Genomic DNA, 6,000 nt, shown 5'->3' on the forward strand with positions numbered 1-6,000 from the left:
TAACAGACAACGCCCGCTTCCGGTGACCCGCGGCCCGTACTGCATCCGCACATCTACCCCGGAAGGGGCGAAACCAGAAGCCTAACAATTTCCGCGGCCGACCGGGAGGGAGTACGCGCCAAGCGGCCCGACCGCTTGGCCGCCCTGCTCGCTCAGGAGCAGCTGACCAGCTCACCCGTGGTGCCGCGGCCCGAGGTGCGCAGGGTCACCACGGTGTCGTAGGTGCTCGGCGCGGCCGGCACCGACACGGTCACCCGGCCCACCTCGTTGCCGTTGACGTCGCGCGAGCGCACGGTGCAGCTGCCGGACGTGCCGCCGGGCTTGGACACCTCCAGGTGGATCTGCACCTGGGCGGCGGAGTCCACCTGGAAGGACACCACCTGGCCGCTGAACGAGTCCTTGCCGAGGTAGCTGTAGCCGACCAGCGCGACGACCGCCACCGCCAGCGCGACACAGACCAGGTAGACCCGGTGCATCCGCCGTTCCCGCTGCTCGGGGTCGACGCCGTAGCGCCCGGCGGGCAGCGGCGTGCCGACCTCGGCCTGCTCGGTGGGAGCCATCGACTTTCGCCTCCATTGAACGGCTCGGCTCAGAAACCCGGAATGTTCGCGGTTCCCAATCGGTCACTATAGAAGCAGGCAATACTGACGAAGGGCTTTGGGGCGTTGACTGAGCAGCTGCGACTGATGGCGGTACACGCGCACCCGGACGACGAGTCCAGCAAGGGCGCGGCGACCATGGCCTCGTACGTGGCGCGGGGCGTCGACGTACTGGTCGCCACCTGCACCGGGGGTGAGCGCGGGTCGATCCTCAATCCCAAGCTCCAGGGCGACCCCTGGATCGAGGAGAACATCCACGAGGTGCGGGCCAAGGAGATGGACGCGGCCCGCGAGATCCTCGGGGTCGGGCAGGCCTGGCTGGGCTTCGTCGACTCGGGGCTGCCCGAGGGCGACCCGCTGCCGCCGCTGCCGGAGGGCTGCTTCGCGCTGCAGCCGCTGGACGTGGCGACCGAGCCGCTGGTCCGGCTGATCCGCTCGTTCCGGCCGCATGTGGTGACCACCTACGACGAGAACGGCGGCTACCCGCACCCGGACCACATCATGACCCACCGGATCTCGATGGCGGCCTTCGAGGCGGCCGGCGACCCGGACGCCTTCCCGGACGCAGGGGAGCCGTGGCAGCCGCTGAAGCTCTACTACAACCAGGGCATCTCGCTGAACCGGATCAAGGCGCTGGACGCGGCCATGAAGGAGCGCGGCCTGGAGTCCCCGTACGCGGAGTGGATCGCGCGCTGGGACGAGAGCGACCGCAAGCCGCGGGAGATCACCACCCGGGTGCCCTGCGGGGAGTACTTCGAGGTGCGGGACCGGGCGCTGCTGGCGCACGCGACCCAGATCGACCCGGACGGGCCGTGGTTCCGCATCCCGCTGGAGATCCAGCGGGAGGTCTGGCCGACCGAGGACTACGAGCTGGCCCGCTCGCTGGTGGACACCTCGCTGCCGGAGCAGGACCTCTTCGCCGGCATCACCGCCGACGTCGTCCAGGTCTGAGCCGGTCCGAGCCGGTCCGACACGCTTCGGCGCACCCCGGTCCCCCCGCGGAAAGCCCGTGGGGGGACCATAGGCGTATGAGTTCCCTCGCAGCCGTGCACGGCACCGCTACCACCCTGCTGGCCCTGGACGACAACAAGGTCACGCCGGGGATCCTGGGCTTCGTCGTCTTCGCCGTCCTCGGCATCGGCACCTGGTGGATCCTCAAGGCGATGAACCGCTCCCTCAAAAAGGTCGACTTCGTCGAGGAGCCGGAGCAGCCCGCCGCGAAGCCGTCCGTCGCAAAGCTGTCCGCCGAGAAGCCGTCTGCCGAGAAGCAGGCCGCCGCGAAGTAGTCGCACCTGGCTCGCTATTGCACATCAGTTGCAACTACACATGATCTACCCCTAACGTGGTCGGGTCGTCGCCGACCAGGAGGGGTGTGCCGTGACCGGTACAGATGTGCGTGCAGGAGCGATAGCGCGGATCCGCGCGTCGCTGACCCCGCGGGAGTGGGCCCGGATGGGCGGGATGGCCGCCTTCGTCCTCGGACTGCACGTCGTCGGCTGGTTCACGCTGCTGGCCGTGGTGGCACCGGCGCACTACACCGTCGGCACCCAGCTCTTCGGTGCCGGGATGGGCGTCACCGCCTACACCCTGGGCATGCGGCACGCCTTCGACGCGGACCACATCGCCGCCATCGACAACACCACCCGCAAGCTGATGTCCGACGGACAGCGGCCGCTCTCGGTGGGCTTCTGGTTCTCGCTCGGCCACTCCTCGGTGGTCTTCGGGCTCTGCGCGCTGCTGTCGCTGGGGGTCAGGGCGCTGGCCGGCCAGGTGGAGGACAGCTCCAGCTCGCTGCAGCACTGGACCAGCCTGATCGGCACCACGGTCTCCGGCACCTTCCTGATGGTCATCGCGGTGCTGAACGCCATGGTGCTCCGGCAGATCGTCAAGGTCTTCCGGCAGATGCGCACCGGCGCCTACAGCGAGGTCGAGCTGGAGGAGCACCTGGCCAAGCGGGGCCTGATGAACCGGATCCTGGCCCCGATCATGCGGACCGTCACCAAGCCCTGGCAGATGTACCTGGTCGGCCTGCTGTTCGGGCTGGGCTTCGACACCGCGACCGAGGTCTCGCTGCTGGTGCTGGCGGGCGGTGCCTCCGCGTTCGCACTGCCCTGGTACGCGATCCTGGTGCTGCCGATCCTGTTCGCGGCCGGGATGTCGCTGCTGGACACCATCGACGGCTCGTTCATGAACTTCGCCTACGACTGGGCCTTCTCCAAGCCGGTCCGCAAGGTCTACTACAACATCACCATCACCGGGCTGAGCGTGGTGGTCGCGGTGATCATCGGCGGGATCGAGATCACCTCGCTGGTCGCCGAGGAGCTGAAGGTCACGGGCGGCCCGGTCGGCTGGGTGGCCGGCCTGGACCTCAACAACGTCGGCTTCGTCATCGTCGGCCTGTTCGTCGCCACGTGGGTCGCTGCGCTGCTGATCTGGCGCTACGGGCGGGTCGAGGAGAAGTGGTCGGAGGGGCTCCGGGACGCCGCGTAGTTTTCTGGTGCGGAGCGTAGATGGCTGGGCGCGCAGTTCCCCGCGCCCCTGACACGTGCAACTGGCCCGCTTGCAATCAGCTGGGGGCGCGGGGAACTGCGCGACACGCCAGTTACGGTCCGCATCAGAGCAACGGCGGGACCCGGGAACCCCGGGCCCCGCCGTCGTGGTCCGGGTCAGCCCAGCTCTGCGGAGAGGAAGCCCGCGCCGTTGTAGCTGCCCCAGCCGGTCACCTTGTCGTAGCCGGTGGCCGCGCTGTACGCGCCGTTGCTGCCGCTCTTCGCGTCGTGGAAGGCGCTGCTGTAGCTCGACGAGGAGGCCAGCGAGTAGATGGTGGAGTTGGCGTAGCCGAACCCGGAGGCGCCCAGCGCCGACGCCTCGCTGTCGTAGATCGCGGTGAACGCCGCCCAGTTGGGCGCCGCGGCGCTGGTGCCGCCGAACTCCTGCCAGGAGCCGCCGGTGTAGATGGCCCAGCCGCTGCTGGGGTTGGCGTCGGCCGCCACGTCCGGGACGTCGCGGTAGCTGCCGGTGTTCACCGAGCTCTGGAAGCTCGGCGTGCTGAAGTAGGAGGAGACGCCGCCGCCGCTGCCGGACCAGGCGGTCTCCTTGCTCCAGGCCCCGGCCGAGGTGGTGGTCAGGGTGGTGCCGCCGGTGCCGGTCACATAGGTGTCGGAGGCCGGGAAGTCGACGGAGGTGCCGCCGTCGCCCGCGTCGTCGGAGCCGCTGTCGCCGGAGGCGGAGTAGACCGACTGCCCCTGGGCGGCGGCCTCCTGGAAGTCGGTGTCGAGGGCGGTGCGGTTGCTCGCGGTCTCGCCGGCCTCGTAGGTGCCCCAGCTGATGGAGACCACCGGGACGTCGTCGCTGACCAGCGCGGCGTAGACGGCGACCTCGCCGGCGTCGCTGTTCGGTGCCTCGTAGACCTTGGTGGCCGCGCCGGGCGCCAGCGCCTGGACCACCTCGATGTCCAGTTCGACCTCGTCCTGGCCGGACTTGTCGGTGGTGCCGCCGCCGGCGCTGCGCACCACCGGGGTGGACGGGCTCAGCGAGAAGTACTTGTCGTAGGCGGTGACGTCGGACTGGGTGAAGCCGGAGAACTCCAGCAGGCCGACGGTCACCCCGGAGCCGTTGTAGCCGGAGCTGATGGCCGAGGCGACGTTGTAGGCCGAGCGGGCCTTGGCCGGGGTGAGGCCGCTGACCGCCTTGGAGGAGGCCTGCGGGTTCCTGGAGCTGTAGTGGTGCAGCTTCGTGTAGTCGGACAGGCCCGACACATCGGTGACCGCGGAGGCGATCGCGGCCGGCAGCACCGGAGCGGCCGCGTTGGCGTAGAAGTCCTGCTCGGTCGTTGCGTCGTGGTAGGTCGCCAGGGTGGTCCCGAAGGCCTTCTGGACCTGCGCGGCGGTGCCGACGGCGGTCAGGGTCAGCCCGTTGGCGCTCACCGCGCCGACCTTCAGGCCCTGCGCCTTCAGATAGGCGGTGACCTGGCCGGCACTGGCGGCGGTGGCGCCGAAGCGGGCCGCGAACTGCTTGACCGTCAGGTAGTGCTTGTACTGGCTCGACTTCGGGTCGGTGACCTGCTTCAGGAAGGTCCGCAGACCGGCCGGGTCGCGCTGGGCCAGGCTGACCGTGACCGATATGCCCTTGCCGGCCGCGACCTGGCCGGTACGGGTGGCGTGGGCGGTCGCGGCCGCGGGCAGCACGTCGCTGCGCAGGGCGACCCGGGCGCTCGGCTGGACGGCGGCGTGGGCTGCGGGGGCGACGGCGAGAGCGATGACGGGCAGGGGGGCGGCCAGCAGTCCGATGGCGGCGCGGAGGGGCAACTTCACGGGTGTCCTCCTGGGACGGGTGAGCGCGCAGCGTCCTTGTTCCGGTGGGGACTTGTGCACTGCTGCGCCGGAAGCGGTCGGGATTCACGCTAGGAGCGCGCCGCCCCTCGCATAAGCGGGATTACCCTTGCTGTTTACGTGAACATGACGTGTCCGTCGGCGTCCGCCGTGTTGACGGCGGCGACGGCGCGGGCCAGCGCGGTACGGGAGCGCACGCCCAGCTTGCGGTAGACCCGGGACAGGGTGCCCTCGACGGTCTTCACGCTGACGAAGAGCGCCGCGGCGACCTCGCGGTTGGTGGCGCCGCCTGCCACCAGCTCGGCCACCCGGTGCTCACTGGCCGTCAGATCGTCCGCGGCGCCGACCCGGTCGCCCGGTTCCAAACGGGTCCGCTCCTGCTGGATCCGCAGCAGCAGCGGCTCCGCCTGCAGGGTCCGGCACACCGCTTCGGCCTCGGCCAGCACCGACCGGGCCGCCGCACGGTGCCGGGCCCGGCGCTCGACCGCGCCCCAGGCGATCAGGGTCCGGGCCAGTTCCAGCGGGAGCGGGAGGTCCTGCAGCTGCGAGGCGGAGACCCGCAGCGCCGCGATGGCCTCCTCGGTGCGCCCCGCCGCCGCCAGCGCCAGGCCCTCGGCCCGGTCCAGCGCCGCCACCGCGCCCGCGCCCCAGGGGCCCGGCCAGTCCTCGGTGAGCCGGCGCGCCTCCGCGAGCACCGTCTCCGCCTCGGCGGTCTCCCCGGAGTTCAGCAGCGCCTCCACCAGGTCGGCGAGCCGGCGCACCGTGTCCGGGTCGGCCAGCTCCATCGCCCCGCTCAGCTCCCGGGCCCGCTGCAGCGCCTCCCCGGCCCTGGCGGCGCCCTCGGCGCTGCCGGTCAGCAGCAGCGCCGCGCCCAGCACCCCCAGCGCGCGGACCTGGAACAGCCGGTCGCTGGCGGCCGCACAGCCGTCGACGGCGCGCTGGGCCAGTTCGGCCGCGCGGGCGGTGCTGCCGCCGGCCGTCTCGGCCAGCGCGGCCGCGTAGGCGGCCAGCGGCGAGGGCCGGCCGGCGTCGCCGACCAGCGCGGTGCAGCGCTCGGCGGTGGCCAGCGC

The 6,000-nt window shown here is 71.3% G+C and carries 6 protein-coding genes; 3 read left to right on the forward strand and 3 right to left on the reverse strand.

The features are described 5' to 3' along the window. Nucleotides 1–152: 152 nt before the first annotated feature. Nucleotides 153–560 carry a DUF4307 domain-containing protein gene (locus tag TR46_RS21020; RefSeq protein WP_042403552.1) on the reverse strand — a complete coding sequence of 136 codons (408 nt, stop codon included), beginning with the start codon at nucleotides 558–560 and terminating at the stop codon, nucleotides 153–155. Nucleotides 561–665: 105 nt separating this feature from the next. Between TR46_RS21020 and mca the strand changes: the two genes are divergently transcribed. The 3 genes from mca (at nucleotide 666) to nicT (ending at nucleotide 3,089) form a co-directional block, all read left to right on the forward strand. Further along, nucleotides 666–1,550, forward strand: a complete 885-nt coding sequence (gene mca / locus TR46_RS21025; RefSeq protein ID WP_042403554.1) for a mycothiol conjugate amidase Mca — start codon at nucleotides 666–668, stop codon at nucleotides 1,548–1,550. Nucleotides 1,551–1,627: 77 nt separating this feature from the next. Beyond that, nucleotides 1,628–1,885, forward strand: coding sequence for a hypothetical protein (locus TR46_RS21030; protein WP_042403556.1), 258 nt, complete (start codon nucleotides 1,628–1,630; stop codon nucleotides 1,883–1,885). A gap of 91 nt (nucleotides 1,886–1,976) precedes the next feature. Next, nucleotides 1,977–3,089: a Nickel transporter NicT gene (gene nicT / locus TR46_RS21035; RefSeq protein WP_500800852.1), complete on the forward strand. Its 1,113-nt coding sequence runs from the start codon at nucleotides 1,977–1,979 to the stop codon at nucleotides 3,087–3,089. Nucleotides 3,090–3,265: 176 nt separating this feature from the next. Here the strand turns inward: nicT and TR46_RS45075 are convergent, their stop codons facing one another. Both TR46_RS45075 and TR46_RS42465 read right to left on the reverse strand, forming a co-directional pair. Next, a complete protein-coding gene (locus tag TR46_RS45075; RefSeq protein ID WP_052432973.1) occupies nucleotides 3,266–4,912 on the reverse strand; it encodes a S53 family peptidase in 1,647 nt (548 codons plus the stop codon). A gap of 134 nt (nucleotides 4,913–5,046) precedes the next feature. Further along, nucleotides 5,047–6,000: helix-turn-helix transcriptional regulator (locus tag TR46_RS42465; RefSeq protein WP_042403558.1), on the reverse strand; the 954-nt coding region annotated here is incomplete at its 5' end.

This window comes from Streptacidiphilus carbonis, assembly GCF_000787775.1.
Lineage (GTDB): Bacteria > Actinomycetota > Actinomycetes > Streptomycetales > Streptomycetaceae > Streptacidiphilus > Streptacidiphilus carbonis.

Excerpts from the sequence above, each read along its gene's own strand:
- TR46_RS21020 (WP_042403552.1), bottom strand. The coding sequence starts at position 560 with ATGGCTCCCACCGAGCAGGCCGAGGTCGGCACGCCGCTGCCCGCCGGG.
- TR46_RS21030 (WP_042403556.1), top strand. The coding sequence starts at position 1,628 with ATGAGTTCCCTCGCAGCCGTGCACGGCACCGCTACCACCCTGCTGGCC.